General features: G+C 63.1%; 22 protein-coding genes, 2 tRNA genes and 1 pseudogene. 15 read left to right on the forward strand and 10 right to left on the reverse strand.

Annotation, left to right across the window (positions count from 1 at the left end):
* Positions 1-164: 164 nt before the first annotated feature.
* The 4 genes from BN2475_RS07230 (at position 165) to BN2475_RS07245 (ending at position 2,862) form a co-directional block, all read left to right on the forward strand.
* Positions 165-241, forward strand: a tRNA-Met gene (locus tag BN2475_RS07230).
* Between the two features lie 402 nt (positions 242-643).
* Entirely contained in the window at positions 644-1,189 is a 546-nt protein-coding gene (locus BN2475_RS07235) for an NUDIX hydrolase (protein WP_094778871.1), read from the forward strand.
* Between the two features lie 9 nt (positions 1,190-1,198).
* Positions 1,199-1,936: a leucyl/phenylalanyl-tRNA--protein transferase gene (gene aat / locus BN2475_RS07240; protein WP_094778872.1), complete on the forward strand. Its 738-nt coding sequence runs from the start codon at positions 1,199-1,201 to the stop codon at positions 1,934-1,936.
* A gap of 104 nt (positions 1,937-2,040) precedes the next feature.
* Entirely contained in the window at positions 2,041-2,862 is an 822-nt protein-coding gene (locus BN2475_RS07245) for an arginyltransferase (protein WP_094778873.1), read from the forward strand.
* Here the strand turns inward: BN2475_RS07245 and BN2475_RS34195 are convergent.
* Positions 2,852-3,010 carry a hypothetical protein gene (locus BN2475_RS34195; protein WP_159444530.1) on the reverse strand — a complete coding sequence of 53 codons (159 nt, stop codon included), beginning with the start codon at positions 3,008-3,010 and terminating at the stop codon, positions 2,852-2,854. The two genes, BN2475_RS07245 and BN2475_RS34195, sit on opposite strands and share 11 nt — an antisense overlap.
* Before the next feature lie 80 nt (positions 3,011-3,090).
* Here BN2475_RS34195 and BN2475_RS07255 point away from each other — a divergent pair, with 80 nt between their 5' ends.
* The 3 genes from BN2475_RS07255 (at position 3,091) to BN2475_RS07265 (ending at position 6,095) form a co-directional block, all read left to right on the forward strand.
* The gene (locus tag BN2475_RS07255) at positions 3,091-4,113 is read left to right on the forward strand and encodes a quinone-dependent dihydroorotate dehydrogenase (RefSeq protein WP_094778875.1); all 1,023 of its coding nucleotides are present in this window, start codon (positions 3,091-3,093) and stop codon (positions 4,111-4,113) included.
* A gap of 161 nt (positions 4,114-4,274) precedes the next feature.
* Positions 4,275-5,069, forward strand: coding sequence for a cystine ABC transporter substrate-binding protein (locus BN2475_RS07260; RefSeq protein WP_094778876.1), 795 nt, complete (start codon positions 4,275-4,277; stop codon positions 5,067-5,069).
* A 366-nt stretch (positions 5,070-5,435) separates the two neighbouring features.
* Positions 5,436-6,095 (forward strand): amino acid ABC transporter permease, encoded by a 660-nt coding sequence (locus tag BN2475_RS07265; protein ID WP_094778877.1) that lies wholly within the window; start codon positions 5,436-5,438, stop codon positions 6,093-6,095.
* Positions 6,096-6,161: 66 nt separating this feature from the next.
* Here the strand turns inward: BN2475_RS07265 and lepB are convergent, their stop codons facing one another.
* The 4 genes from lepB to BN2475_RS07285 all read right to left on the reverse strand — a co-directional run bounded on the left by lepB (position 6,162) and on the right by BN2475_RS07285 (position 10,025).
* Positions 6,162-6,860 (reverse strand): signal peptidase I, encoded by a 699-nt coding sequence (gene lepB / locus BN2475_RS07270; protein ID WP_094778901.1) that lies wholly within the window; start codon positions 6,858-6,860, stop codon positions 6,162-6,164.
* Positions 6,861-6,971: 111 nt separating this feature from the next.
* On the reverse strand, positions 6,972-7,970 hold the full coding sequence (locus BN2475_RS07275) for a Gfo/Idh/MocA family protein (RefSeq protein ID WP_094778902.1): 999 nt from the start codon (positions 7,968-7,970) through the stop codon (positions 6,972-6,974).
* Between the two features lie 155 nt (positions 7,971-8,125).
* Positions 8,126-8,845, reverse strand: a complete 720-nt coding sequence (locus tag BN2475_RS07280; protein WP_094778878.1) for a FadR/GntR family transcriptional regulator — start codon at positions 8,843-8,845, stop codon at positions 8,126-8,128.
* A gap of 646 nt (positions 8,846-9,491) precedes the next feature.
* Positions 9,492-10,025 (reverse strand): GNAT family N-acetyltransferase, encoded by a 534-nt coding sequence (locus tag BN2475_RS07285; protein ID WP_094778879.1) that lies wholly within the window; start codon positions 10,023-10,025, stop codon positions 9,492-9,494.
* A gap of 370 nt (positions 10,026-10,395) precedes the next feature.
* Between BN2475_RS07285 and BN2475_RS07290 the strand changes: the two genes are divergently transcribed.
* The 5 genes and pseudogenes from BN2475_RS07290 to BN2475_RS07315 all read left to right on the forward strand — a co-directional run bounded on the left by BN2475_RS07290 (position 10,396) and on the right by BN2475_RS07315 (position 15,926).
* Positions 10,396-10,647 carry an acyl carrier protein gene (locus tag BN2475_RS07290; RefSeq protein ID WP_094778880.1) on the forward strand — a complete coding sequence of 84 codons (252 nt, stop codon included), beginning with the start codon at positions 10,396-10,398 and terminating at the stop codon, positions 10,645-10,647.
* Positions 10,648-10,708: 61 nt separating this feature from the next.
* The gene (locus tag BN2475_RS07295; RefSeq protein WP_094778881.1) at positions 10,709-11,776 is read left to right on the forward strand and encodes a DUF1839 family protein; all 1,068 of its coding nucleotides are present in this window, start codon (positions 10,709-10,711) and stop codon (positions 11,774-11,776) included.
* A 33-nt stretch (positions 11,777-11,809) separates the two neighbouring features.
* Positions 11,810-12,736: pseudogene (locus tag BN2475_RS35320) on the forward strand (glycoside hydrolase family 2 protein); the annotation flags it as partial.
* A 1,034-nt stretch (positions 12,737-13,770) separates the two neighbouring features.
* Positions 13,771-14,505: a Crp/Fnr family transcriptional regulator gene (locus BN2475_RS07310; protein WP_094778884.1), complete on the forward strand. Its 735-nt coding sequence runs from the start codon at positions 13,771-13,773 to the stop codon at positions 14,503-14,505.
* Positions 14,506-14,540: 35 nt separating this feature from the next.
* The gene (locus BN2475_RS07315; protein ID WP_094778885.1) at positions 14,541-15,926 is read left to right on the forward strand and encodes an undecaprenyl-phosphate glucose phosphotransferase; all 1,386 of its coding nucleotides are present in this window, start codon (positions 14,541-14,543) and stop codon (positions 15,924-15,926) included.
* A gap of 419 nt (positions 15,927-16,345) precedes the next feature.
* On the opposite strand, the gene BN2475_RS07320 is transcribed toward BN2475_RS07315, so the two are convergent.
* Positions 16,346-16,768, reverse strand: coding sequence for a helix-turn-helix domain-containing protein (locus tag BN2475_RS07320; protein WP_094778886.1), 423 nt, complete (start codon positions 16,766-16,768; stop codon positions 16,346-16,348).
* A 545-nt stretch (positions 16,769-17,313) separates the two neighbouring features.
* A complete protein-coding gene (locus BN2475_RS07330; protein ID WP_094778887.1) occupies positions 17,314-18,531 on the reverse strand; it encodes a glycosyltransferase in 1,218 nt (405 codons plus the stop codon).
* Between the two features lie 151 nt (positions 18,532-18,682).
* Here BN2475_RS07330 and BN2475_RS07335 point away from each other — a divergent pair, with 151 nt between their 5' ends.
* Positions 18,683-18,943, forward strand: coding sequence for a hypothetical protein (locus BN2475_RS07335; RefSeq protein ID WP_143325740.1), 261 nt, complete (start codon positions 18,683-18,685; stop codon positions 18,941-18,943).
* A 184-nt stretch (positions 18,944-19,127) separates the two neighbouring features.
* On the opposite strand, the gene rpiA is transcribed toward BN2475_RS07335, so the two are convergent.
* From rpiA to rnr, 3 genes are all read right to left on the reverse strand, one after another.
* On the reverse strand, positions 19,128-19,823 hold the full coding sequence (rpiA, locus tag BN2475_RS07340; RefSeq protein WP_094778889.1) for a ribose-5-phosphate isomerase RpiA: 696 nt from the start codon (positions 19,821-19,823) through the stop codon (positions 19,128-19,130).
* Between the two features lie 98 nt (positions 19,824-19,921).
* A complete protein-coding gene (rlmB, locus tag BN2475_RS07345; RefSeq protein ID WP_094778890.1) occupies positions 19,922-20,665 on the reverse strand; it encodes a 23S rRNA (guanosine(2251)-2'-O)-methyltransferase RlmB in 744 nt (247 codons plus the stop codon).
* Between the two features lie 228 nt (positions 20,666-20,893).
* Complete coding sequence (rnr, locus tag BN2475_RS07350) at positions 20,894-23,392, reverse strand: ribonuclease R (protein ID WP_094778891.1); 2,499 nt, start codon at positions 23,390-23,392, stop codon at positions 20,894-20,896.
* A 343-nt stretch (positions 23,393-23,735) separates the two neighbouring features.
* On the opposite strand from rnr, the gene BN2475_RS07355 reads away from it, so the two are divergent.
* Together BN2475_RS07355 and BN2475_RS07360 are read left to right on the forward strand one after the other, a co-directional pair.
* Positions 23,736-23,822 (forward strand) — tRNA-Leu (locus tag BN2475_RS07355).
* Positions 23,823-23,975: 153 nt separating this feature from the next.
* On the forward strand, positions 23,976-24,653 hold the full coding sequence (locus BN2475_RS07360) for a tyrosine-type recombinase/integrase (RefSeq protein WP_094778903.1): 678 nt from the start codon (positions 23,976-23,978) through the stop codon (positions 24,651-24,653).
* Positions 24,654-24,760 lie beyond the last annotated feature (107 nt).

The raw sequence follows: 24,760 nt of genomic DNA on the forward strand, positions 1-24,760 counted from the left end.
GCATGCGGCTGCAATGCTGCTGACGGCCTGGCGTTGTCGGGCATTGCGTGGTGTTGCCTGGTGTGGCCTGGTATGGCTTGGCATTGCCGCGGTCGAATGAAGCCGGTTTTTAAATAGCTATTGCATCAGCATATGCTTTGTTCTATAATCTTTTCTTCGACGGACGCGGGGTGGAGCAGTCTGGCAGCTCGTCGGGCTCATAACCCGAAGGTCGTAGGTTCAAATCCTACCCCCGCAACCAACTACATCAAAGGCTTACAGCGTATTCGCGTGTAAGCCTTTTTTGTTTTTGCGCGCACGCAACCGTGGTGTAACTCACGCAATTCAGCGGAGCTTCGTTCGAGCGTTGCAATGCGCTTCACTTCGCTCTGTCTGCGAGTCCGCTCGAGGTGCTGGCCATGAAGCACCGGCTACTCCCATCTATCAAAGCCTTCCACAGCTCATCAAATGCGGCGACCAGACTTTCTGGATCGCCAAATTCTCGGGTATCAGCAGAAATCTGCAACCAATTGTCGGCGCCATGAACAGCGCGTGAAGATTCGTCCTTACGCGCGGTTCAAAGCCCGTTCCCGGCGACCACCCCGCCCGGTCCACCACCCCTGCCCAGTGATAAACTCCCATCACCCTTTCTCGTCCCCCTGCTATGAAATTCTGTTCTGTCTGCGGCCAAGGAGTCAGCCTGAGCATTCCCCCGGGCGACAACCGCGAGCGCTTCGTATGTGGCAGTTGCGGCACGGTGCACTATCAGAATCCGCGCAACGTGGTCGGCACCGTCCCCGTGTGGGACGACAAGGTGCTGCTGTGCCGTCGCGCGATCGAGCCGCGCTACGGCTACTGGACGCTGCCCGCAGGCTTCATGGAAATGGGTGAGACGACCGCTGAGGCGGCTTCGCGCGAAACGCTCGAAGAAGCCGGCGCCCGCGTCGAGGTGCAAAGCCTGTTCTCGCTGCTGAACGTGCCGCACGTGCATCAGGTGCATCTGTTCTACATGGCGCGGCTGCTCGATCTCGACATCGCCGCCGGCGAGGAAAGTCTCGAAGTGAAGCTGTTCGAAGAGCACGAAATTCCCTGGAACGACATCGCCTTTCCCACCGTCGGCCAGACGCTGCGCTTCTTTTTCGCCGACCGCGCCGCCGGCAGCTTCGGTCTGCACACGGGCGACATCTTCCGCTCGCTGCGCGAAGGTTGAGCGGCGCGCATGGTTCCCTGGCTCGGAGCTGACGATCCGTTCCCGCCCGTCGAGCGAGCACTCGGCGCGGCCAGCGGCGCACCCGGCCTGCTCGCGGCAAGCGGCGACCTGCTGCCGTCACGGCTGATCGACGCTTATCGGCGCGGCATCTTTCCGTGGTATTCGGACGGCCAGCCGGTGTTGTGGTGGAGCCCCGACCCGCGCATGATCCTGCGCCCCACCGAATTCAAACTGTCGCCGTCGCTGCGCAAAACGCTCAAGCGCGTGCTACGCGACGACACGTGGGAAATTCGCGTCGACTGCGATTTCGCCGCCGTCATGCGCGCGTGCGCGCAAGCGCCACGCAGCGGGCAGCGCGGCACGTGGATCACCGGGGACGTCATCGATGCGTATTCGTCGCTGCACCGGATGGGCGATGCGCACAGCGTCGAAACCTGGTTCCAAGGCGAGCGCGTGGGCGGTTTGTATGGCGTGTCGTTCGGCAAGATGTTCTTCGGCGAATCGATGTTCGCGCAGGTCACCGATGCGTCGAAAATGGCGCTGGCCGCGCTGGTCGGGCACTTGCGCCGGCACGAAATAGAAATGATAGACTGCCAGCAGAACACGTCGCATCTGGCGTCGCTAGGCGGTCGCGAGATAGCGCGCAAAGCGTTCATCGCGCATGTTCGCGCGTCAGTTGAAGCACCGCCTATCCCATGGCGCTTCGACAAGACCGTGTTGCTCGAGCTCGTCGCGCGCGCGGCGTAGGAAGAATCAGGCCGAATCCGGACTCACCGCCCACCGAGCCGCGGGTCACGGGCCGCAAGGCGCGCCGGATTTGCATTACCAGAGACGCTTCGAGAGCTGCCAACGTGACTCATCCCAACGAGCTGCCTCTATCGCCGCTTTCAGCGCTGCAATTTTATGCAACAGCGCCGTATCCCTGCAGTTATCTGGATGGCCGCATCGCGCGTTCGCAGGTCGCCACGCCCAGCCACCTGATCAATTCGGACGTCTATACGAACCTCGTCAAGGCAGGTTTCCGGCGCTCGGGCGTGTTCACGTACCGCCCGTATTGCGACGGCTGCCGCGCCTGCGTGCCGGTGCGCGTGCCGGTCGAGCGATTCGAGCCGAACCGCACGCAGCGGCGCGTCTGGAAAAAACACGGCGAGCTGGTTGCGACCGTTGCGCCGCTCCACTACGACGAAGAACACTACGCGCTCTACATGCGCTACCAGTCGGCGCGCCATGCGGGCGGCGGCATGGATCGCGACAGCCGCGACCAGTACGAGCAGTTCCTGTTGCAGAGCCGGATCAATTCGCGGCTGGTCGAATTCCGCGAGCGCTTGCCGGACCAGCCTGACGCGGCTGGCATCCTGCGCATGATCAGCATGATCGACATCCTCGGCGACGGACTGTCGTCCGTGTACACGTTCTTCGAGCCCGGCCTGCCGCACTGCAGTTTCGGCACCTACAACATCTACTGGCAGATCGAGCAGGCGCGCAGCCTGGATCTGCCCTACGTATATCTCGGCTACTGGATCCGCGAGAGTCCGAAGATGGCGTACAAGGCCAACTTCCGGCCGCTGGAAGGGCTGATCGACGGCGCGTGGCGCGTGCTCGATCCGGCGAGCTTCGATCTGCCGTCCGTCGAGCCGGCGCTGCGCGGCAATCGCGGGCCGCTCAGGCCGTGACGGCGGCGGCCGGCGCGGATTGCGCGCCGCATCCGCCGCCAGTCTGCGCCAATCCGCGCGCCATCGGCTTGCACATCGGCTTGCACATCGGCTTGCACATCGGCTTGCACATCGGCTTGCACATCGGCTTGCACATCGGTTTCCACATCGGTTTCCAATCAGTCTCAGCCGCGCGCCAAAGCCGGTAAAATAGCGGGTTCCCATTTTCCGGCCGTCCGGCTTCATCCCGTGTTCAGTTCCCTCTATCCGCTTGTTCGCGCCCAACTCTTTCGCATGGACGCGGAAGACGCTCACCACCTGACCTTGCGTATGCTCGGCGCCGCCGGCCGCACCGGCCTCGCCGGCGCACTCGCCTCGCACGTGCCGGACGCGCCGCGCACCGTAATGGGGCTCACGTTCCGCAACCCGGTCGGGCTCGCCGCGGGCCTCGACAAGGACGGCGCCTGCATCGACGGACTGGCCGCGCTCGGCTTCGGCTTCATCGAGGTGGGCACCGTCACGCCGCGCGCACAACCGGGCAACCCGCGGCCGCGCATGTTCCGTCTGCCGCAGGCGAACGCGATCATCAACCGGATGGGCTTCAACAACGCGGGCGTCGACCAGTTCGTGAAGAACGTGCAGGCCGCGCGCTATCGCGGCATTCTCGGGCTGAATATCGGCAAGAACGCCGACACCCCGATCGAGCGCGCCGCCGAAGACTACCTGTACTGCCTCGAACGCGTGTACCCGTTCGCGAGCTACGTGACGGTCAACATTTCGTCGCCGAACACCAAGAATCTGCGCCAGCTGCAAGGCGCGGGCGAACTCGACGCGCTGCTCGCGGCGCTCAAGGACAAGCAACTGCGCCTCGCCGACATGCACGGCAAGCTGGTGCCGCTCGCGCTGAAAATCGCGCCGGACCTCGACGACGAACAGATCAAATCGATCGCCGATACGCTGTTGCGCCACAAGTTCGAAGGCGTGATCGCCACCAACACGACGCTCTCGCGCACCGCCGTCACCGGCATCGAGCACGGCGACGAAGCCGGCGGCCTGTCGGGGCGGCCAGTGTTCGACGCATCGAACGAAGTGATCCGCAAGCTGCGCGGCGAACTCGGCGAGACGGTGCCGATCATCGGCGTGGGCGGGATTTTCTCGGGCGAGGACGCCCGCGCAAAACTGGCGGCCGGCGCATCGCTGGTGCAGCTCTATACTGGATTCATCTACCGCGGGCCGGCGCTGGTAGCCGAATGCGTGCAGGCGCTGCGTTAAGCTGCAAAGCCGCGGTCGTTTCAAGGCGGCGGCCGCGCCACTAGCGGATGCGAATTCAGGCCGCCGCATTATATAAACATGAACAAACGATATTTCGGTTTCGATAGACTGCTTTGTTAAGCTTTCGCCCGTTGAACCGCCACCGAACAAAAAGGAACACGATGAAATTCGGACTGTTGAAAAAGCTTCTCGTCGCCGGTCTGATCGGCGCATCGTTCACGGCGGTCGCCGCGCATGCCGAAGACCTGCTCGATCAGGTGAAGCAACGCGGCACGCTGCGCATCGGCCTGGAAGGCACCTTCCCGCCGTTCGATTCGAAAGCGCCCTCGGGCGAACTGGTCGGCTATGACGTCGACATCGCCAAAGCCGTGGCCGCGAAACTCGGTGTCAAGCCGGAATTCGTCACGACCGAATGGAGCGGCATCATCGCCGGTCTGCAGGCGGGCAAGTTCGACGTGATCGTCAACCAGGTGGGCATCACCGACGCGCGCAAACAGGCGCTCGACTTCTCGCCGGCCTACACGTACTCGGCCGCGCAACTGATCCAGCGTAAGGACGACACGCGCCAGTTCAATTCGCTCGAAGACCTGAAGGGCAAGAAGCTCGGCGTCGGTCTCGGCACGAACTACATGGACATGGCCAAGGCAGTGCCAGGCATCGACGTGAAGACGTATCCGGGCGCGCCCGAATACCTGCGCGATCTGGCCGCCGGCCGGCTGGACGCGGCGCTCAACGACCGCCTGATGCTCGCGTACCTGCTGAAGAACTCGCAGTTGCCGCTGCGCACCGGCGCCAACGTCGGCCCGGGCAACCCGTCGGGCATTCCGTTCAGGAAGGGCAATCCGAAATTCGCCAAGGCGATCGACGACGCGATGACCCAGCTCGAAGCGGACGGCACGTTCTCGAAGATCTCCGACAAGTGGTTCGGCATCGACGTCAGCAAGCCGATCAAGTAATACACGCGGGATGACACGAAGGGCGGCATCGTCGACGATGCCGCCCTTCGCGCTTTTGCAGCGCCAGTATTGCCTCATCGCCTTACGCGTTTTACCGCTCTATCGCTTCACCGCGCCCCTTACCTCTGCGCTTCATCGCATCGGCACCGTCTGGCCGCGCTGTGGTTGCGTTGTAGTTGCGCTGTGGTTGCGTTGTAGTTGCGTTGTAGTTGCGCGGCAGCTTGCACCCACACCACGTCACACATTAGCGCAAACCCAGTCGCGCCACCATGCGCAGCAAGCCCGCGCATCCGGTCCGCCCCTATGCGCCTTAACGCCCGCCAAAGTTTATGATGTGCGCTTTGTGCGCCAACCGGACCACCGCCCATGTCCATCACCTCGCTGCTCGTCCAATCGCTTCCTGTGCTCGTGCAGGGCGCCCTCCTGACGGTCAAATTCGCGATTCTGTCGATGATCTTCGGCCTGATTGCGGGCGCCATGCTCGCGCTAATGGGCATCAGCCACAGTCGGCCGTTGAACTGGCTCGCGCGCATCTACGTGAGCGTGATGCGCGGCACGCCGCTGCTGGTGCAGATTTTCGTGATTTACTACGGTTTGCCGAGCTTCGGCATCTCGCTCGAACCGACGCCGGCCGGCGTGATCGCGTTGTCGGCGAACGTGGCCGCCTATCTGTCGGAGAGCATGCGCGGCGCGATCCTCGGCATTCACAAGGGCCAATGGCTGGCCGCGTATAGCCTCGGACTGTCGCGCCGCCAGACGCTGCGCTACGTGATCGCGCCGCAGGCGTTGCGCATCGCCGTGCCGAGTCTGTCGAACAGCCTGATCAGCCTGATCAAGGATACGTCGCTGGTGTCGGTCATCACCGTGACCGAGCTGTTGCGCAGCGCGCAGGAAATCATCGCGTCGACCTATCAGCCGCTGCCGCTGTATCTCGCCGCGGCCGCGGTGTACTGGGTGCTGTGCCAGGTGCTCGAATGGGCGCAGCGCTGGTACGAGCGGCGCCTCTCACTACCGTCGCGTCACTGAGCACTGACAACCGAGCACTGAGCACCGAGCACCGAGCACTGAGCACCGAGCAGCCAGCCACCGCGCCTACCGGCTGGCGAGCGGCGCCGCCGCATCCAGCGGCGCGCCAAAGCGCTCGAAGCGCGGCTTGTAGTAATGGTCGGGGTCGAGCGAGAACGCGACACGACGGGTGCGGCCCATCAGCTCCGCGCGTGGGAAGAAACCGAAGTAACGCGAATCGGCGCTGTTGTCGCGATTGTCGCCGAGCATCAGATACTCGCCGGGCGGCACGATGACCGGGCCGAACGAGTCGCGCGGGCTGGGGGCATCCGGTGCGAGCCGTACCGTATGCGCGATGCCGGCGAAGCGCTCCGTCAGATAGTCGCCGCGCGAAGCGGCGTCACCCGGCAGCGGTGCCAGTTTGAGCGGCCGGTAGTCGGCGCGCACGCCGTTGACGTACAGCACGTTGTCGCGCATCGCGACGCTGTCGCCGGGCAAGCCGATCAGACGCTTGACGATCAGCTCGTGCGCGGCCGACGAATCGATCGTCACGATATCGCCGCGCTGCGGATCGTGCAGATGCGCGATGGCGATATGCGTGAGCGGCACGCGCAGATCGTAGGCCATCTTGTCGACGAAGATGCGATCGCCTTCGCGGATCGTCGGCAACATCGAGCCGCTCGGCACGACATTCCAGTCAGCCACGGCGCTGCGAAACAGCACCATCAGGAACAGAAACGCGACGAGGCTCTTATTGTCGCGCCACAGTTTTGCAAGCATGCGCATCGCAAACAGCTCCATCTGAAGAGATTCAAGGGCGGTGGTCCGGCAAAGCGTTTTCATAGCCGGACACCGCGCAAATCGTACCACCCGGATACGACGCGCTGCGTTTCACCGTCACTCCCCCGCGAACTTCAGCCCCAACGCGGCACGCGCCGCATCGGCCATCGCGATCATCTGCCGTGACGTGTCATGCGGCATCAGCGGACTCTCCAGCGCTCCCGCGCGAATCAGCTCGCAAAAGTGCGCGGTCTCGTAGTTCAGACCGCCCCCTTCGAACGGCTCGTCGAGTTCGACCACGCGCCCATCGGCATAACGGATCGTCGCACGCGACGGATTCCACCACGGTTCGTGAATCGTCACGTGGCCGCCCTTTGCCATCAGCAGCGCATCGCCCTTGCCGTGCAGATCGAGCCCGCAGAACAGCTGCGCGATGCCGCGCTCGTGCTGGCTGTTCAAGCTCGCGAACGTATCGACGCCAGTCGGCCCGAGCCGCCCGAGCGTGTGCACCTCGCGTGGCGCGCCGAGCCAGTCCACCGCGAGGAACATTTCATAGATGCCGATATCGAGCAGCGCGCCGCCCGCATGCTCGAACGACAGCGATGGATGATCGTCCGGCACGCCCGGCACCGAACAGCCGGCACGCACGAGCCCCACGTCGCCGATCGGTTCGGCCGCGAGTTGCGCGCGCAATTTTCTGTAGAGCGGATAGAACGGCGGCTTCATCGCTTCCATGAAGAGCCGTTGCGCGGCACGCGCGGCATCGAGCACGCGCTCGAGCTGCGGCCGGTTGATGGTGGCGGGTTTCTCGCACAACACGTGCAAGCCGGCTTGCAACGCGGCGATCGCGTAGTCCGCGTGACTGTCCTGGACCGTGGCGATATAGAGTGCGTCGATCCCGCTCGCGAGCAGCGCGTCGAAGCTCGCGCACACCTCGCCGCCGAATGCGTCGGCGAAGGCCTGCGCCGATTCCATGCGGCGCGACCACAGCGCAGTAAGTCGCGCTTGCGGCACATGCGCGAGACCCTGCGCAAAGCGACGGGCAATCCGGCCCGTCCCGACGATTCCCCAGCGGATCGTCGCGCCCGATGGCGCTTGCTGTGTTGCGATTGTCATCGTTTCTTCGAGTCCGTGCAGTTCAGAACAGGCGCTATTGTCGCGCATGCCGAACGTGGACGCGCGGACATGGACTTACGCCATCCGCTGCGCACTGCCTCTCGAGAAATTTGACCCGCAGGCTCGACCCGCCGGCGGCCGCCGCACGGTTGCGCTCAGACGCGCGTCGACGGCTGCGTCGAAAACGCGCCGGCCATTTCTTCGGCCGCGTGATCGATCATCGCCAGCGACGCGATTTCCGCTTCCTTCGGATCGCGCCGTTCGATCGCTTCGACCACGCGCTGATGCGAACTCACCGCGGTCTCCCACGAGATTTGCGTGTCGTTGACGATCGGGTTGACCGTCGACAGCGCGCCGCGAATGATCGCCGCCATCTGCCTGAAAAACTGGTTGCCGCTCGCCACGAGGATGCGGGTTTGGAACAGTTCGTCGGCCGCCTGATAGCCGGACTCGGCTGGGCGGATCACGCGAAACGCTTCGAACGCCTCGCGAATCGCGGCGATGTCGGCGGCGCTGCCACGCGCGGCCGCCTGCGCCGACGCACGCGGCTCGATCAGGATGCGGAATTCGATCACGTCGCGCACGAACAGCGGATCGGGCTTCGAGCGAAAACGCCAGTTCACGACGTCCTCGTCGATCATGCGCCAATCGCTCATCGGCCGGATGCGCGTGCCGATCTTCGGCCGCACGTCCAGCATGTCGCGTGCGAGCAGCATCGACAGCGCCTCGCGCATGACGGTGCGGCTGACGTCGAACTCTTTCGACAGCACGTCCTGCGGCGGCAGGATGGCGCCGTACTTCTCTTCGACGATGCCGGTGACCAGTCCGTCCATCACTTTGCTCACCAGCGATCGTTCCTTGTTTGCCTGTTCCATTTGCCCTCTCTCCCCGATGCGGTGTTGTCCCCGCGTAGCGCCTGTTAATCGAACGGCTCCTGCCTATCGTTTTCTGTGTGCAAACCGCTATTGCACGATACGTTGCTAGCATCAAAACAGTTACGCCAGTTGGGATACTTCCTGACAGGGTTATCCCTCTGAAGAATTGTTTCTTCTGTGTAACGTGACGTGTTTTGACGGACGATAAGCTTGCGTGGCAAGCGTGCCTGCATTACGGCATATGCATTGTGCGAATACGCACGTACCGGCACGAATTTTCGTAGTCAGATGCATTGTTTGATACACAGCACCGGCCGGTGGCGAACTGACGGCGACGGTCGCGCCGAAGAAAATCACTGGGCGAGTTCACTGACCGAGAACACCCGCACTTTGCCGACAGGCAATGTAGGGCCGCCGGATGGATGCCGGTCCACTACACGCCACTACCAAGCCCTTGTCGCGTGCCAGTGATGCGCACGGCACACAGCGTTGCCAGCCCGTGCGACGCAGCGATCAACGCATCCTCATCCTGTGGTCTGCATGCGGGCCGCCGACGCGTGCGCCTCGCCCGCCAATGCACGCGGCCGCTGCGGCGTCGCGCGCAGTTGGAGCTCTGCGCTGGACACTCTGATCGGCAAGCGCGTCATTACAACAATTCGAATGTGTCGACGAGCGACTCGCCATCCCGCACGCGACGCCGTGAACCGAAGCGCGGCTGACTGCTACGCACCTGGCGCGTGAGGCCGATGAACGGCACACCGTGTTCGAGGTACGGCCCTTCCGTCTTGCGAAAATCGAACTGCTCATAGAAGCCGCGCAAACTGAGCGGCGCGCTCACGCGCGCAGCGTGTCCCGGCCAGTGTTGGGCAATTGCCTCTAACACGCGTTCGAGCAACAGCTCGGCGGTGCCGTCGCCGCGCCGCAGCGGGCTCGTCAACACCTTGTCGATGGTGATCTCCGGATCTTCCGCATCGCCGGCGTGCAGACGCGCATAAGCGAGGATCGGCATCGGCCTCGCCATGTCTTCCACCGCGAACACGTGCAGCGCGTTTTCATCGCGACCATCGGCATCGAGGCAGACATGCGACTGTTCGACGACGAATACCGCGCTGCGCGCCCGCAAAAGCAGATACAACTCGCGTGTCGAAAGCTGATCGAATTCCAGCGTTTTCCAGTTCATCACATTCCCCAGCGGTCAATAAGTCCAGCAGGGCCGACATCGCGCGCCGCCCTCGATGGCCTCGCCCGACATGCCGTGCCGCCCTGTTGTCATCGCGTACAAGGTACGTCCGCGAAACTTGCATTTCCGTGCGCCATCGCACTGACGCTGGGCGTTGACGACCCTGTAATACAACGCACCGGCGCAGCGCATCGCAGCGCACCGCCGCGCACCGCGGCGAATGTCGTGAGTGCATGACGAAATCACACGCATCGCATCGCACGCGGCAATCACTTCAACCGGCCAGGTCGATCAGCGCGACGACCATCCCGGTTCGTTTCGCGTCAGCGCCATCCAATAGAACGTTCAACCAGGCAAGGGGCACCAACACGTGAAGACTGCATTGCGCCGCATCCTCTGCGGATTCGCCCGTCTGGAAGTCCCGGCCGACAACCTCGCGGACCACGCCGACCTGTATGCCGCGGGCTTGTCGTCGCTTGCGAGCGTGCATCTGATGCTGAGGATCGAAGACGAATTCGGCATTGAAATTCCGGACCGCCTGTTGACCCGGCGCCTGTTCTCCAGCATCGATTCGATGGCCGCCGTGATCACCGAGTTACAGCAGGCGAAGGCGCCAGCATGAGCGCGCCGCAATTGAGCGAGCACCAATCGAGCGCAGCGGTGCAAGGCGGCGGAGATGGCGCATGAATCCGTCGCTGCCGCCGCTGCCACCGGGCGCGTCCACCGCATTGCCGCTGCCCCGACCTGTCGAGCTGTCCGCTCGGGGCGGCGTCGCCGCGCCAGCACCGGGCTCGCGCCTGCACGACCATGTGCCGCACGCGCTGCATCAGGGCGAGCGCGTGTGGCGGGAGACCAACTGCTACATCGATCTGTGGATCGAGCTGTTGCACGGCTTCGGGCTCGAACCGCGTGCGGCGTTCGGCTTTACCGTCACGCAGGACTTCGAGGGCGACCAGTTCACGTTCTTCAAATTTCCGCTCGAAGACCTCGATCGGCTATACGGCACTCAGGTTCAGGAACTGGCCATCTACGATTCGCTCGAAGCGCGGGTGCTCGCGCAGACTTCGCGTGGCCATACGGTGCTCGTCGAAGTGGACGGCTATTACCTGCCGAACACACACGCTACGTCGTACCGCCTTGATCATCCGAAGACCACGGTGGGCATCGACTTCATCGATCCCGCAGCGCGCCGTCTCGGCTATTTTCACCACACCGGCTATCACCGGCTCGACGGCGAGGACTACGACGGCGTGTTCCGCAAGCTCCCGCAATTCGCGCAGCAACCCGCTCTGCTGTTTCCGCACGTGGAATTCGCCAAACAGGCACGCCCCGCGCTCGAAGGCACCGCGCTCGCGGATCAATCGGCGGAATTGCTGTGCGCGCATTTGCAACGCCGGCCGCTCACCAATCCGATTGCGCAATGGCGTGGCGCGTTTCCCGCGCATCTCGACATGCTGCTCGAACGCGGCGAGGCATTCTTTCATCCGTACTCGTTCAATCTGATGCGGCAGCTTGGCGCGAACTTCGAATTGCTGTCGAAGTATCTGCTGTGGCTCAGCGCGCAAGGCTTCGAGATTCCGCGGACGATCCCGGACGCCGCGCAGCGCATCGCGTCGGAGTCGATGGTGATGCAGTTCCGGCTAGCGCGCGCAATCGCTCGCGGGTGCCGCGATGCGTGCGAAGACTGCTTCGACGTGCTGGAAAGCGCCTATGAAGACACGCTGCCGCCACTCGCGGCGCTGGTGCTGTGACGCCAACGTCTCGCACCGCGTAACCCGGTTCCCGCCACGCTCGCCGAAGTGTGGGTCGACGGCATCAGACGCCTCGACTCCGATTCGATGTTCGTCGCACATGATCTGTACATCGAACTAGATGGCAGCGCGATGCTCGCCTTATGCTTTCGCTCTTTGACGCCAGCGTTGGCGGCAAAATGCTCACGCGCGCTGGCGGACCCGGCAGGCGTCGCCGCCGACATTGCGCAACGTGCGCGCCACACTGCTCGGCCATATGCCCGGCAGGTGTCCTTCGATCCAGGCGGTCGGCCCGTAGCGCCCAGCGAAGTTGCCTAGGGACGCGTCGCACGGCTTCGACATGCCCGATCTGGCGAGCCGGCTCGAACACGACGACGGCGTTGTTTCACTCACGCTACGTTTCGTGCATCCGCGCGATGCCGTCGTCTGTCGCGCGACACTCAAATGCGGCGCCGCTGTTTCGTCTTTGCAATGGTGCGATGCATATGCACTGACTGGCAACGTACGCGTGCTCAATGCGAAACGCTGGTGGCCGCACGCGCATGACGAGCTCACTCTATATACCTGTGACGTTGCAACTCGATGACGGGCGCGTAACTTCTCACTATCTGGATTCGATCGGCTTTCGTAGCATCGAAGTGGAACGCGGCGCCGACGGCATGGGCTTCGCATTGCGCGTGAAAGGATTGTCAGTGTTCTTCCGCCACGCATGCGCATGCTGGACCAGCGCGGACCCCATCACACTTGCCAGCACCGACGCGCGACTGCGCCACGCATTCGAGCTGGCCCCGCGCTGCGGGCATGAACATGCTGCGCGCGGGCGACACGATGGTTTAAGAGTCCGATACGTTTTACGCGCTCGTCGATGAATACCGCGTACTCGTGTGGCAAGACTTCGCGTTGGCTAATTTCGATTACTCAAACGACGCCGCATTCACTGCTTCGATCGAACCTGCGGCCCGCGCACGCACGAAGTGAGGATCGCGACCGCGCAATAAGACAAACGACGCGATCGCTTCGCAAACGTTTCACCTGCCGCAGCGCAGCGTGAACGAGCGTCGTGACCTCGGACTCACCGTGGCCGCTGAGCGTACCGACGACGGCTGACAGCACGTGATCGAAGCGAAGCACTTTGCGCGCTTTGTTCATATCATCGACCTTACCGTGCAGTGCGCGACTGGTTTCACCTCGCGCCGAATCACCCGTGCATCGTGCCGCTGATTCCATCCACGCCACCTACCGCATACGTCGAAGGAATCGTTGCGCGTGCACCGGCAGCGTATTTAAAGCTGATGCAACATACCCGACACCATCAGGCGAGTTCCGCGCGATCAATGCCATATCCGCCATTTTCTACGGATAACCGTTGTCCTGATCTGGGCAAACGTTCGCGAGACGCGTAAAAACTCGCGCGATGCGAATCCAGGTGTCTGCTCTGCCAAGTCACTGTTGGTTTTTTTGCGACTTTCGCCCCTCACGCACGATTCTTCGTACGGCACCGCACGCAAGGTATTGAACACATCTGAATCAATTCCGGCACATCGCGGACAACGCATTGCGGTGCGCATGCGGGGCCCGGTTCAGCTCGGAGAAGACTGTGCCGAAACTCCAGTCAGCAACGTGAAAACCAATACCATCAAGCATTTCAGTCGATTGACGCGAGAGCGCGAAAGCTATGCCTTCGCGAACCGCGTTGTACAGAATTGAAACAAAAAGCCGCATTTGACTTCGCGCAATCCCTGGGTTCTGTTCGCTGCGCCGCACCAGCGCTTGTTTAAGCCGCCATTGGCATGCTCCTCGCTATTAGATCGTCGTAACAGAGCGACACGGCCAACAACAGCGACAAACTGCGGCGGTGCTGCAAGGGCCAATACGGGGCCGGTCCTGTTCATCCCGCGCTGCTCGCCGGACAGCAAGCCGTTCTTCGATGGATGCAGGCATCGGATCAAAAAACAGAAAGTACGCGCAGTGCGACTTTCACGCGAGGACCGATCATGTTGACGCTTCAATCAGATCTACACGGTAACCATTTGCTCGGCGCATTGCCGTCGCACGAATGGCAAGCGCTAGCGCCCCATCTCGAACTCGTTCATCTGCGCACGGAACAGTTATTGTGCGACTCCGGTCAGCGCATTCATCACGTGTACTTCCCCACCACGGCAATCATCTCGATGCTCTCGACGATGGAAGACGGCAGCTCGGTCGAAATCGCCGCGGTTGGCCGCGAAGGCATGACCGGCGTGCCCGTGCTCACCGGCGGCGAAACCATGCCCAACCGCGTGCAGGTGCAATGCGCCGGCTTCGCGTACCGGATGAGCGCACAGTCGCTCAAGCAGCAATTCGCCCGCTCGGATTTTCTGCGCCGGCTGATGCTGCTGTATATGCACGCTCTGCTCACCCAGGTCGCGCAGACCGCCGCGTGCAATCGCCATCATGCGCTGAACAAGCAATTATGCCGCTGGCTGCTGATCGAAGTGGATCGCGTCGCGTCGAACGATCTCACGGTGACCCAGCAGCTGATCGCCGACATGCTCGGCGTGCGCCGCGAAGGCATTACCGAAGCAGCCGGCAAGCTGCACGACGAAGGCCTGATTCACCATAGCCGCGGCCATATCAAGGTGCTCGACCGCAAAGGTCTCGAAGCGCGCGCCTGCGAATGCTACGGCCTCGTCAAGCGCGAATTCGACCGTCTGCTGCCGCGTCTGCGCCAGGCCGAAGCCGTCGAATAAGCGCTGCACTATTCGACCAGCGGATAAAGTTCAATATGTTCAGGAATACTGTGCGATTCCTCGACGCGCTCTTCGTGATTGCGGGAGGCTTGCTCGCTCACTGGATGCGCTTTTCGGCACCGATCGCATTGTCGGACACAGAGCGTCTTCTGATCGCCTTCAACTGCGTGCTCGTGCTGCTGCTCTTTCCAGGCTTCGGTGTGTATGAAACCTGGCGCGGCAAGGCGCTGGCGCCAGTGCTGGCACGCATCGCCGCCGCGTGGCTGGTGGTGGTCGCCACCGCGCTCGTGCTGGCGTTCACGCTGCATCGGATGGACGCGGTGTCGCGTCTGTGGTTTGGCTATTCGACACTGATCTCCGGCGCGCTGATCATCGTCACCCGTTGCATCATGCATGGGGTGCTGCGCAGCGTTCGGCGCCGCGGGATGAATTTCCGCACGGTCGCGATCGTCGGCGCACCGGGCTTCGCGCGCATGCTGCTCGCCCATCTCGAACATGCGTCGCACGCCGGCTTCAAACCGGTGTGCGTATTCGACACCAGCATCGAAGGCGCCGGCTTGTATGGCGTGCATCTGAAGCGCCTGCCGGTGCTGACCGATCTGAACGCATTCGTCGGCAAGGTGCGCGATGAACGCATCAATGAGGTGTGGCTCGCGTTGCCGCTGTCCGAAGAACGTACGATCTATCGCTTCACGCACACCTTCCGGCACGACTTCGTGAATCTGCGCTTCATTCCCGATGTGCGCAGCCTCTCGCTGTTCAATCACACGCTGGTCGATGTCGTCGGTTTGCCGACGCTCAATCTGAGCGCGACGCCCATCTCGCCGCCGCAGATGTGGCCCAAGCTGATGTTCGACCGCCTGTTCGCGGCGCTCGCCTTGCTCGCGCTCGCGCCGGTGTTCATCGTGCTCGCGATCGGCATCAAGCTCAGCTCGCCCGGACCGGTGTTCTTTCGCCAGATCCGCAAAGGCGTCGACGGCCAGCCGTTCGCCATCTACAAGTTCCGCTCGATGACCGTTCATCACGAAGCGCATGGCCAGATCACCCAGGCCACGCGCAACGACTCACGTGTGACGAAGCTCGGCAGTTTCATGCGCCGCACCAGCCTTGACGAGCTGCCGCAGTTTCTCAACGTGCTGCTCGGCCAGATGTCGGTGGTCGGCCCGCGTCCGCACGCGGTCGAACACGACGATCTCTACAAGGATCAGGTGTACGGCTACATGCACCGCTACCGCATCAAGCCGGGCATTACCGGCTGGGCCCAGGTGAACGGCTATCGCGGCGCCACCACCAAGGTGGAAAAGATGGAAGCGCGCGTCAAGTTCGATCTTTTCTACATCCACAACTGGTCGTTCTGGTTCGACATGAAGATCGTATTCATCACGATCTTCAAGGGCTTTGTCGGCCGCAACGCATTCTGACCGCGCCGATCCGGCTACCGCACGTGAACGTCTGGGTGTCGTGCCGATCTATCGACGCACACGGCGCACCCTACACACCCGACGCACCGCCGATCTGGGGCGCTGCCCTGCTGCCTCCCAGCGCTCACCTCGAAGCGCAGGAACGTCGCGGCGACGCGCTGTGCTTGCAGCGCGCCGCGCTGGATCGATGCACAGCCTCTTTACATTCGGGAAGTTCGCGGGCGACGCCGAAGCGCTGATGTCGCGCGACGCTGGTACGCGAAACGAGCGCGGCATCCACGCGGCAAGCACCGATACCGACGGCTGAACGACAAGCCGCCTGCATCGGTGCGGGCACAATGAGTTGAACCGGGCAAAAGCCTGCTACCCGGTGCCGCGCGTGGCGCGAGGCCCAGCGCCGCACCGGCTGCACACCGCCATCACAGAAACGCGCTGACGTCGGTATGAAAACGCGCGGCCAAAGCCTTGGCCACCTTTTTGCTGATGGCGCGCCGACCCGCGAGGATGTCGCTCACGACGGTGGGCGACGCGATACCCACCAGGTCCTTCTGCTTGAGCCCGTGCGTTTCCAGCAGATGCCGCAATACTTCGCGCGGCTCGCCCTTTGGAATCGTCACGTTGTGCGCTTCCCAGCTTGCAACCAGTTCGGTCACGATCGCAAACAGATCGGCGAGAGGAGCCTGCTCGTTGCCGTTCAGCTGATCGGCGAGCGAGTTGGCGAGCCGCACCATCTGCTGGTGGTCCTGCTCGTTACGAATGGGCGTGATCGGCACCTGGGTTCGCAGCATGGCCCAGGTTTCAGCGATGTCGGGAAAAGGTCCCGGAAGGCGATCGGCATTCATGAGCTTGAATTCTTCCTCGTCGAAACGTCGTGCCCCGCATGCGTCAATAGTTGACGAACGAATCACGACTGCCTGTTGCAGTGAATCGCCGCAACGATCCAGAACCGGTTGCCGCCTACCGGGTATGCAGTACCGCGGCGGCACATGGTCCTGCCGGCGAACGTCTGTTTCAGGTCGTTATGGTCACCCGCGATAGCTAGCCTGCGGCAGTGAGTACCACGCAATCACACACTGCGCGCGCCCGGATGTCTCTCTAGAAGTCCAGCAACGCTTCTTTCAAAATACCCCGTACCGTTTGCCTCGCCGTACCTGCGCATGGACATGCGCGTTACCTGCAAGGCTGAAAGCAACGAAAAAACAATGACAACGACGACGACAGCCGCTCGGACGACATGATCCAACCGGCCCGTGACAACCTACTGCGATACGACGAATACTGATTTGCCCGTACATCGAGACGTTGCCGATCTGCGAGCAAATCGGTATTCGCAGCGTGCGCCGAGCGTATCTTCGACCGCATCTTCGACGCATCGCGTGCGGGCGCATCAGCGCCCCCAGTTGCCGTCCGGGACCGGCCCGTCCGGGCAGCCGAAGTCCAGCGCCGTCAGATCGCGCTCGCCCCGCCCTACCGTCCCCAGTCGACGACGCGAGCCGGCCGCCACGATCGTGCGCGTGACCTCGGCCATGAACGCGCGCCGGAACGCCGCTGGGGAAAACCGTTCGGCATTCGCGCGGCAAGCCGCCGGAGTGATGTGTTCGCGCAGGCGCTCGAAGCGGTTGATCGCATCGAGCATCGACACGATTGTCTGGTGTGCGAAATAAACACCGGTCGGATGCCGCTCGCCAACCGGCACCACCGTGTCGAGCGCGCCGCCCTTGCCCCACGTAATGACTGGCGTGCCGCAGGCCTGCGCTTGAAGCGCGACGATGCTGAAATCTTCCTCGGCGGCGCACACGAACGCTCGTGCGCGTTGCAGATGATCCTTTAGCACCTCGAACGGCTGATCACCGAGGATCGTCACATTCGGCCCGGCCTTGGCGCGGATCGTCGCGATCTGCGATCCGTCGCCGATGAGGACCAGCTTGCGATGCGGCGTCGCGTTGAAGGCTTCGACGATCAGATCGATGCGCTTGCTCGGCACCATGCGCGATACGCTCAGATAGAAGTCATCCTTCTGTGTGCGCAGCTCGAATTCGTGGACGTCGACGGGCGGCGCAATCACGGCGGCGTCGCGCCGATAAGTTTTCCTCACGCACCGCGCGACGGATTGGGAGTTCGCGATCAGGCGGTCGACACCGTTCGCCGAACGCGCGTCCCAGCCTCGCAAATAGTGAAGCAGTACGCGCGCCGCCCACGACTTCGGCCCGCGCGTCAGGTTCGCTTCAAACAGAGCCTGATGCTGCAGATCCCACGCATAGCGCATCGGTGAATGCACGTAGCTCACATGCGTCTGCTCCGGACCGGCCAGCACGCCTCTTGCGAGCGCGCCAGAACTCGAGATGATCAGGTCGTAGCCCGACAGGTCGAACCGTTCGACAGCCCGCGGCATCAATGGCAGATACGCGCGATGGCAGCGGCGTGCGAACGGCAGGCGTTGGATGAACGACGTCGTGACGGACTTGCCACGGAGAAAGCTGCGCTCTGCGAGAAAATCGACCACGCTGAAAAGATCCGCGTCGGGAAAGCACTCGATGATCTGTTCGAGTACTTTCTCCGCTGCACCCGGTGCGATGAGCCAGTCGTGCACGATCGCTACTTTCATGATCTCCCCTGCCGGTCATCAATACGTTATTGGCATAGCAACGAGTGTAGGTGCCGCATTCTTTGCCGTGCGTGCGCGTGCCCACATTCGACACGCGACAGTGCGCGAATAATCAAAGCCATCCGTGCGCCCGTGCAAACCCGAGGCCTCGGTGAGTTCGCGTTTTCGTGCGCGCGGCGAAGCCGTGCTGTGTTCCGATGATCCGTTCCGCATGCGGCTCGAAGCGCCCGGCGTCGCGTATCGGGTGCTCGTCGCCAGCTTTCAGGAATGCGCGCCTACGTGGATGAAGGCGAAGGATGGGATCCTGGACAGGTCAATCGACCGCGAGCCGGGCGGCCGGGTCATCGTAGAAGTAGAAGGGGCGCAGGGGGAATGGCGGCACGTCCGGCGAGCGCCGCCGCGGGCGGCGTGACCGATCGGGCGACGTGCCCGCAAGGGCTGGCGGGTAAAACCTGGCGCCGGCGCACTGGCCGGCGCGATCGGCACGTTGCGTGCCGAACCGGCTCACGCGCGACATCCTGACCGGGCAGGCGCCTCGCGATGCGCGCGTGAGGTCGTTACTGGCGGGCTCACGTGCGACTTCGACACGAGTCGTGTCAGCTCCTCGCGTACTCGATCGTTTCGACGCCGGTATCCATGCCGAGCAGGCACAGATCCGCGCCGCGGCCCGCGAACAGCCCCACCGTCACCACGCCCGGCCATGCATTGACATGCGTTTCCAGCGTGCGCGGGTCGCTGATGCGCAGACCTTTGACGTCGATGATTTCGTTGCCGTTGTCGGTGATGAACGGCGTGCCCTCTTTGGTGACACGCACCACCGGCACGCCGCCGAGCGCCGTGACGCGGCGGCCGACCGCGGTACGCGCCATCGGCACCACTTCGATCGGCAGCGGAAAGTTGCCGAGCGTGTCGACCAGCTTGCTCGCATCCGCGATACAGACGAATACGTCCGACACCGACGCGACGATCTTCTCGCGCGTCAGCGCGCCGCCGCCGCCCTTGATCATCGCGCCGCTGTGGTCGATCTCGTCGGCGCCGTCCACGTACACCGGCAGCGAATCGATTTCGTTCAGGTCGAACACCTTGAAACCGTGCGATTGCAAACGCGCGGTGGTCGCGAGCGAGCTCGACACGGCGCCGCGATAGCGCGCCTTGTTGGCGGCCAGCGCGTCGATGAAACAGTTCGCGGTGGAACCGGTGCCGACGCCGATCACGGCGCCTTCGGGCACGTTGGCGGTCACGTAGTCGGCGGCGGCCTGGCCGACCAGTTGCTTGAGTTCGTCTTGAGTCATGGGAAAGGCTGACAGCAGTAAAAACGTCTAGTTTACCGGAGTGACGCGCGAGCGCTGAACAATGTGCCCGGCCGTTGGTCCGGTGCCAGGTTTGGCGGCTATTGCTTCACCGCCCGCTGCCGCACCGCTTCGAACAGGCACACGCCCGACGCGACGGAAACGTTCAGGCTCTCCACCGTGCCCGCCATCGGAATCTGCATGATCACGTCGCAGGTGTCGCGCGTCAGACGCCGCATGCCCTCGCCTTCGGCGCCCATCACGAGCGCCACCGGACCGTCGAGCTCGGTGTCGTAGAGGCTCTTGCTGGCCTCGCCGGCCGTGCCGACGACCCACACGCCCGCCTCCTTCAGCTCACGCAGCGCACGCGCCAGATTGGTGACCGTGATGTACGGCACGGTATCGGCCGCGCCGCTCGCCACCTTCGCCGCGGTCGCGTTCAAGCCCACCGCACGATCGCGCGGCGCGATCACCGCATGTGCGCCGGCGGCATCGGCCACGCGCAGGCACGCGCCGAGATTGTGCGGATCGGTCACGCCGTCCAGCACGAGGATCAGCGGCGAACCGTTGATGCCATCGAGCAGCTCCGCCAGGTTTTGCGCCAGCGGCAAATCGCCGGCACGCGCCACCACGCCCTGATGACGCTCGGTATGCGCGAGGCCCCACAGACGCGTTTCGTCGGCGGCGATCAGACGCACGCCGGCCTCTTTCGCAGCATGCAGGAATTCGGTCATGCGACGGTCTTTGCGCGTCGCGTCGTAGTAGACATCTTCGACCGTCGACGCATCGTGCCGGATACGCGCGGTCACTGCGTGGAAACCGTATAAAACCTTGAGACGTGCCATGACTGAACAACCTTTGATTGAGCGCGCTTGCGATGCGCGCTGCTGGGATGAATATGAACCTGAGTACTGCGCTTGCGTGTCTGATCCACGTGTCTGATCCTGCCTGATCCACGCACCTGATCCACGCACCTGCCGCGCTTGCGTGCCGCGCCGCGATAAAACGCAGACCGCGCGCAACCGGTACGTGTGAACGTACCCGATGCGCGCGGTCCAGGCGGTGCAGCCGCTTCAGCGCTTCTTGCGTGCCTGCGATTTGGCTGCCGCTTTAGCCACGGCGCCGTGCTTTTTCGCCGCGCCACGCGCGGCGCGCGCTTCCTTGACGGCCGCGGTTTGCGCGGGCGCTGCCTTCTTGCGCCGCGCGCCCGGCGCCGGCGCGCTTGCATCGCCCGGCGGCAGCGAGCGCACGCGCGCACCGCCGCTGTCGCCGCCCTTGTCGGCCAATGCGCCGCGCACCACGGGCGGCTTGATCGGCGTGTCGCGCACGAGCCGGAAATCGATCTTGCGCGCGTCGAGATCGACGCGGCTCACCTGCACACGCACGCGATCCGACAGGCGGTAACGAATGCCGGTGCGCTCGCCGCGCAACTCGTTCTTGATCTCGTCGTACTGGAAGTAGTCCGAGCCGAGTTCGGTGACATGCACGAGGCCTTCAATAAACAGCGAATCGAGCTGCACGAAAATCCCGAACGACGTGACGCCGTTCACCATGCCGCCATATTCCTCGCCGAGCTTGTCGCGCATGAAATAGCACTTCAGCCAGGCTTCGACGTCACGCGATGCTTCGTCCGCGCGGCGTTCGTTGGCCGAGCAATGCAGCCCGAGCTCTTCCCAGATCGCCACATTGTTCGCGCGCTGACGACCGCGCTTTTCGTCGTCGGCCTGCTGCATCGCGCGGGCGCGCGGCGAGAGCGCCGTATTCAGCTCGACGCCGTGCGGCGGTTCCGGCTGGTACTTGCGGCCCTGCAGGATCGCGTAGATCGCACGATGCGTGAGCAGGTCGGGATAACGGCGAATCGGACTCGTGAAGTGCGCATATGCCTCGTACGCGAGACCGAAGTGACCGATGTTGTCCGGGCTATAGACCGCCTGCTGCATCGAGCGCAGCAGCATGGTTTGCAGCATCTGCGCATCGGGCCGCTCGCGGATCTGCGCCATCAGCGCGGCGTAGTCGCTCGCGTGCGGCGTGTCGCCGCCGGAGAGCGTGAGGCCCATGCCGCGCAGGAAGGTGCGCAGATTCTCGAGCTTTTCCGCGCTCGGCCCGGCATGCACGCGGAACAGGCCCGGGTGCTTGTTGCGCTTGAGGAAGTCGGCCGCGCAGACGTTCGCGGCCAGCATGCATTCCTCGATCAGCTTGTGCGCGTCGTTGCGGGTGCGCGGCACGATCTGTTCGATCTTGCCCTGCGCATTGCAGACGATGTACGTCTCGGTCGTATCGAAGTCGATCGCGCCGCGCTTCTGGCGCGCCGCAAACAGCGACTTGTATACGCCATACAGATTCTGCAGTTGCGGCAGCAGCGCGGCACGGCGCGCCGCTTCGGGACCCTTGGTGTTTTTCAGCACCGCGGCGACTTCCGTGTAGGTCAGCCGCGCGGCCGAATGCATCACGCCAGGATAGAACTGGTACGCCTTCACCTCGCCGCGCGCAGTGACGATCATGTCGCACACCAGCACGCAACGGTCGACGTTCGGATTGAGCGAGCACAAGCCGTTCGACAACTTCTCCGGCAGCATCGGAATCACGCGGCGCGGGAAATACACCGACGTGCTGCGCTCGATCGCGTCGGCGTCGAGGCCGCTTTTCGGATGCACATAGTGCGATACGTCCGCGATCGCGACGATCAGCCGGAAGCCCTCGCCGCGGCCAACCTGGACCGGCTCGCAATACACCGCGTCGTCGAAGTCGCGGGCGTCCTCGCCGTCGATCGTGACGAGTGGCACATCGCGCAGATCGATCCGATGACGCGCGTCGACCGCACGGACTTCGTCGGGCAGCCGCGTGGCTTCGTCGAGCGCCTGCTGGCTGAATTCATGCGGCACGCCGTACTTGCGCACCGCGATTTCGATTTCCATGCCGGGGTCGTCGATGTCGCCGAGCACTTCCACCACACGGCCGAGCGGCTGCGAATGGCGACTCGGGAAATCGGTCAGCTCGACCACCACCACCTGGCCGACCTTGGCCTTCTTGGTGTTCTGCGTGATCAGAATATCGTGGCCGATGCGCTTGTCTTCGGGCGCGACGATCAGCGCGCCGTTCTCGTTGAGCAGCCGGCCGATCACGCGCTTGTTGGCGCGATCCGTGACCTCGACGATATGCCCTTCCGGCCGGCCGCGCCGGTCATAACCGACGATGCGTGCGAGCACGCGGTCGTTGTGCATGACTTTCTGCATCTCGGCGGTGGGCAGGAACAGATCGTCCTGGCCGTCGTCGCGAACCAGGAAACCGTAGCCGTCACGATGCCCTTGCACGCGGCCCGCGACGAAGTTCGAAGGATGCGTCAACTGGTAGAGATTGCGCTGATCGAGCCGGATCTGGCCGTCGCGCTCCATCGCGCCGAGGCGCTTGAAAAATCCTTCGCGCTCCTGGCGCTTGATCGACAGGGCTTCGGCGATGTCGTTCGCGGCAAGCGGCGCTTCGCTCGTGCGCAGCACACCGAGGATTTCTTCGCGGCTTGGGATCGGATACGGAAATTTGCTCAAGGGCTTGTCGATGATTTTTTCTCGTTGCATGGACGTCGGTCGGCGATGTGGCTCGGCTTGGAACGCGTTTGCGTTTGCGTGGCGCGCTCAGTTGCACTGCTATTTGCACATGCGCTTTGCACTTGCGCACTTGCGATTGCGCTGAAAACTGCCTGGGTCCGGCTCGTTCAAGGCTGAGTCGACGGGCGTGTGTGCACCGTGCCAACGAACTACTGCGAGGCATTCTAACACCCGACTCGCGCGCCACGCGGCCCGTCAACGGTCGCCGCGCCGCGTGGATGGGCGCGGGTGCGCGTGGTTCACGCAAGTTTGGCGAAGCGCTTGACAGGCCCGAATCTGTCGCTATAATGGCGGTCTTTGCTGTTCATCACCTGCCCAGGTGGCGAAATTGGTAGACGCACTAGGTTCAGGTCCTAGCGGTGGCAACACTGTGGAGGTTCGAGTCCTCTCTTGGGCACCATTAGTTTTTCCGGCGCAAGCCGAAGTAGTTCGAGAAACCCCGTAAGATCAATGTCTTACGGGGTTTTTTGTTCTTGCTTGGTCCGGTTTATTCCGCTGGCATCCGTCGTTTTTGCGTATGCACTTGCGTATACACGGATCGAGGGGGCACACCATGCCCAGACGCGCCGAGCAGAAAGCAGAAACCGTATTTCGCGCGGCGAAGCCACGTGCGCGTCCTTATCTTTTGACGGACGGCAACGGCCTCGCCCTTCGCGTCTGGCCCGACGGCAGCAAAATCTGGCTTTTCCGCTATCGTCGCCCAGCGACCCGAAAAGAAAACTTCCTTAGCCTCGGATCCTACTCGGACATTCCGCTAGTTGAGGCGCGCAAGTCCGCGGCGGTCGCCCGCCATCTGGTGCATCAGGGAATCGATCCTGTTATGCATCGAAAAGCCCAGTCTGCGGCGCTCAAACGTGAGGCTGAAGGAGCGTTCCATCTTGTCGCGCAAAGGTGGCTTGCGTTCAAGCGCAAGGAATGGGGTGATGAGACATACCGTAAGGCGGAACTTGTCGTCCGCGAGTACCTTACCCCTGCCCTTCGAAACCTGGCTATTTCGGCGCTCGCAACTCCGGAGGTAAAGCCCGTTCTCGAAGCGATTGCCGCACATGCGCCGACCCTCGCGACGAAGGCGCGCCAGTATGTTAGCGGCATCGTCACCTTCGCCATCCAGCAAGGCCTGAGAGAAGACGGCCTTCCTCTCTCCCTGCGTGGCATCATACCCAAGCACAAGAAAGGCCGCATTCCCGCAATCACCAAGCCCGCTGATATTGCGCCTCTAGGGAAGCGCTGATTAATGGACCAACTGACCGAGTTGCAGCCGAGAGGGCGTCGAATTTTCCGGATGACGAAGCGACTCGAAGCTGAACTCGGTGAATTGGCCGCGTAAACGGGCCTCCC

Origin of the sequence: Paraburkholderia ribeironis, from assembly GCF_900019265.1 — a bacterium.
Taxonomy (GTDB): Bacteria; Pseudomonadota; Gammaproteobacteria; order Burkholderiales; family Burkholderiaceae; genus Paraburkholderia; species Paraburkholderia ribeironis.

Excerpts from the sequence above, each read along its gene's own strand:
- BN2475_RS07280 (WP_094778878.1), bottom strand. The coding sequence starts at position 8,845 with ATGGAACAGGCAAACAAGGAACGATCGCTGGTGAGCAAAGTGATGGAC.
- BN2475_RS07275 (WP_094778902.1), bottom strand. The coding sequence starts at position 7,970 with ATGACAATCGCAACACAGCAAGCGCCATCGGGCGCGACGATCCGCTGG.
- BN2475_RS07320 (WP_094778886.1), bottom strand. The coding sequence starts at position 16,768 with ATGAATGCCGATCGCCTTCCGGGACCTTTTCCCGACATCGCTGAAACC.
- BN2475_RS34195 (WP_159444530.1), bottom strand. The coding sequence starts at position 3,010 with ATGTGGAAACCGATGTGCAAGCCGATGTGCAAGCCGATGTGCAAGCCG.
- BN2475_RS07330 (WP_094778887.1), bottom strand. The coding sequence starts at position 18,531 with ATGAAAGTAGCGATCGTGCACGACTGGCTCATCGCACCGGGTGCAGCG.
- rnr (WP_094778891.1), bottom strand. The coding sequence starts at position 23,392 with ATGCAACGAGAAAAAATCATCGACAAGCCCTTGAGCAAATTTCCGTAT.
- BN2475_RS07295 (WP_094778881.1), top strand. The coding sequence starts at position 10,709 with ATGAATCCGTCGCTGCCGCCGCTGCCACCGGGCGCGTCCACCGCATTG.
- BN2475_RS07310 (WP_094778884.1), top strand. The coding sequence starts at position 13,771 with ATGTTGACGCTTCAATCAGATCTACACGGTAACCATTTGCTCGGCGCA.
- aat (WP_094778872.1), top strand. The coding sequence starts at position 1,199 with ATGGTTCCCTGGCTCGGAGCTGACGATCCGTTCCCGCCCGTCGAGCGA.
- BN2475_RS07260 (WP_094778876.1), top strand. The coding sequence starts at position 4,275 with ATGAAATTCGGACTGTTGAAAAAGCTTCTCGTCGCCGGTCTGATCGGC.
- BN2475_RS07265 (WP_094778877.1), top strand. The coding sequence starts at position 5,436 with ATGTCCATCACCTCGCTGCTCGTCCAATCGCTTCCTGTGCTCGTGCAG.
- BN2475_RS07315 (WP_094778885.1), top strand. The coding sequence starts at position 14,541 with ATGTTCAGGAATACTGTGCGATTCCTCGACGCGCTCTTCGTGATTGCG.
- BN2475_RS07360 (WP_094778903.1), top strand. The coding sequence starts at position 23,976 with ATGCCCAGACGCGCCGAGCAGAAAGCAGAAACCGTATTTCGCGCGGCG.
- lepB (WP_094778901.1), bottom strand. The coding sequence starts at position 6,860 with ATGCGCATGCTTGCAAAACTGTGGCGCGACAATAAGAGCCTCGTCGCG.
- rpiA (WP_094778889.1), bottom strand. The coding sequence starts at position 19,823 with ATGACTCAAGACGAACTCAAGCAACTGGTCGGCCAGGCCGCCGCCGAC.
- BN2475_RS07285 (WP_094778879.1), bottom strand. The coding sequence starts at position 10,025 with ATGAACTGGAAAACGCTGGAATTCGATCAGCTTTCGACACGCGAGTTG.
- rlmB (WP_094778890.1), bottom strand. The coding sequence starts at position 20,665 with ATGGCACGTCTCAAGGTTTTATACGGTTTCCACGCAGTGACCGCGCGT.
- BN2475_RS07235 (WP_094778871.1), top strand. The coding sequence starts at position 644 with ATGAAATTCTGTTCTGTCTGCGGCCAAGGAGTCAGCCTGAGCATTCCC.